This is a genomic window from Actinocorallia aurantiaca (genome assembly GCF_039533685.1).
Classification (GTDB): domain Bacteria; phylum Actinomycetota; class Actinomycetes; order Streptosporangiales; family Streptosporangiaceae; genus Actinocorallia; species Actinocorallia aurantiaca.
In genome coordinates, this window is sequence record NZ_BAAATZ010000055.1 from 1 (window position 1) to 2,213 (window position 2,213).

3 protein-coding genes are annotated in these 2,213 nt (G+C 61.0%); 1 reads left to right on the forward strand and 2 read right to left on the reverse strand.

Translation table 11 applies throughout. The features are described from left to right. The coding region (locus tag ABD327_RS37260; protein WP_344458496.1) for a serine/threonine-protein kinase at positions 1-946 on the reverse strand (946 nt) is incomplete at its 3' end. A gap of 180 nt (positions 947-1,126) precedes the next feature. On the opposite strand from ABD327_RS37260, the gene ABD327_RS37265 reads away from it, so the two are divergent. Next, positions 1,127-1,420, forward strand: a complete 294-nt coding sequence (locus ABD327_RS37265) for a site-specific integrase (RefSeq protein ID WP_344458498.1) — start codon at positions 1,127-1,129, stop codon at positions 1,418-1,420. Between the two features lie 476 nt (positions 1,421-1,896). On the opposite strand, the gene ABD327_RS37270 is transcribed toward ABD327_RS37265, so the two are convergent. Further along, positions 1,897-2,213: hypothetical protein (locus ABD327_RS37270; protein WP_344458500.1), on the reverse strand; the 317-nt coding region annotated here is incomplete at its 5' end.

The window sequence follows — 2,213 nt, forward strand, 5'->3', positions numbered from 1 at the left end:
CCAGGAAGGCCATGGCCCGCGGTGCGGCGTCTGCGTGTCCGGAGTCGATGACCTGCCGGTAAAGGAAGCACGCTGATTCGATGTCACCGACTCTTGCTCGGTCATCTGCGGCGGTTAGGAGTTCGCTGTTCTTGGGCGGTCTGGCCAGAGAGGCGAGTACAAAGGCGTGCTCAGGGCGCTGGTTGGGGTCTTTCTGGAGCAACACACGGACAAGTTCGCCAAGGTGGCGGGGAATGTCGGGGCGCGTGATAAGCGGTGGGGGGAGAGTGAGGTGCTGGCCCATAAAAGCGGTGACGGTTGGACCGGGGAAGGGCGGGGCGCCTGTGAGAAGGGCATGCAGAATGCTTCCCACTGCGTAGAGGTCAGTGCGGTGGTCGACCGGCTGCCCCAGCCATTGTTCGGGTGCCATGTAGGCGGGTGTCCCGATCTGACGCCCGTTGATGCTGTGGCTGGCAGACGCCTCGGCGATGTGGGCGATCCCGAAGTCGCAGATCTTGAGCTCATCGCCCGCCAAGAGCATGAGGTTGCCCGGTTTGAGATCCCGGTGCACGATCCCGTGCTCATGGGCGGCACTCAGAGCCTGCACCACCTGCGTGATCAGCTTCACCGCCCGGTCGGGCTCCAGTCCTTGTGGATGCTCAACGAGCTCACGGCCGAGATCCTTGCCCTCAAGGAACTCCATCACGAGATACCACTGCCCGTCGTATTCCCCGAAATCCTCAACCAACGTGACCCCCGGGTGGTTCAGTTGGACCGCTATCCGAGCCTCCTGCCGGAACTTGCTCAGCCACAACGGTTCAGAGTCCGCCACATGCCGGTACAGGAACTTGATCGCCACCTGTCGATCCCGCAACAGATCCTCAGCCGTCCACACCTCACCGAACCCACCTCGCCCCAACGCCTCCCCCACTCGGTAACGCCCCGCGATCTCCAGCCCCGCTCGCACTTACGCCTCCCTGATCCTGGCCCGCCACCCCCATCATCCCGGCTCGGCCTTCCTCCATACCAGGAGAAATCGCATCTCATGCCTATGTCGAATCCGAGCACTTTCATGTCAGTTCAACAGCCTTTCCTGAAGCCGGACTGTTCGGAACGGGACCGGCCCGAACAGTCCGCATGCCCAGAAGTGTTCAACAAGCCCACCCGCTGGACGCACGCCGTGACCGTCCTCGGCTTCCCTGGCCTGCGCTTCCACGACCTGAGGCACACCGGGAACACCTTCGCCGCCGCGACCGGAGCCACCACTAAGGATCTGATGCGCCGCATGGGCCACGACAACGAACGGGCCGCGCTGATCTACCAGCACGCCACCACCCGAGCGGACCGGGCGATCGCCCTCGGCATCGACGCCTTGGTCAACTCCCACCGCAAGGACGAAGACGACGACGGCGCGGCGGGCGCCCTGGCTCCGGTCGGCTAATCGCCCGCCAATCGCCCACGCTAGATCAACAGCCCTAGAAACGATCAAGGCCCGGCTCAGGACCGCGGAGATCGAAGCGGCCCAAAATGAGGAAGGCCGCTAACGCCCATCCCTTGGCTGAGAGCGCCCCAAACGTCGTTCCGGGGTACTCGTCCGCGCGAACGGCGAGAAGGTGTGACAGAGGGATTCGCGCGGGCGAGTACCCCGGCCCGCGGGGGGCTGGGGGTCGCGAGACCCCCGCTTCGAGCTCGATCAGCCGACTTTGCTCCACCTACGGCCTCTTCGCTCTGAAGCACAGCGCCCAAGATCCCCAGTGGTCGGACACCCTAGTGAGCTTGCTTGGCGAGTTCCCAACGTCCGGCAACATCGCTCTTGCTGACCCAGATCGGCTTACCAGGTTTGAGATTGCTGCATATAAACCAGATTGAACATGAGCGATCACCCAAGAGGGCAATGAGCGAAATAACGGATATCCACTATCCGTATATAGCTTTAGTGAGTGTTTTCCCCTCGCCGACCATCCATACTATCTTCCTATTCCTAGCGCGGACCTCTTCCAAAAGATCTACTACATCATCTCCAGTGGAGGCACTTTTTATCAATATGTTGACCACGGTTCCCGCCAGTACCGAAATGAAGGGCTTAATACTTGCGATCACGTCAGGAACGGTAGGAACCCCATGGATAACTGCGTTTCTCTGCCTAAGTGCACGGTTAAGCATTACATCAAAGCGCTGGACATATTGCGCAATTCGTTCCCTACAGAAGGATGGATCTGATCCTACCTTGGCCA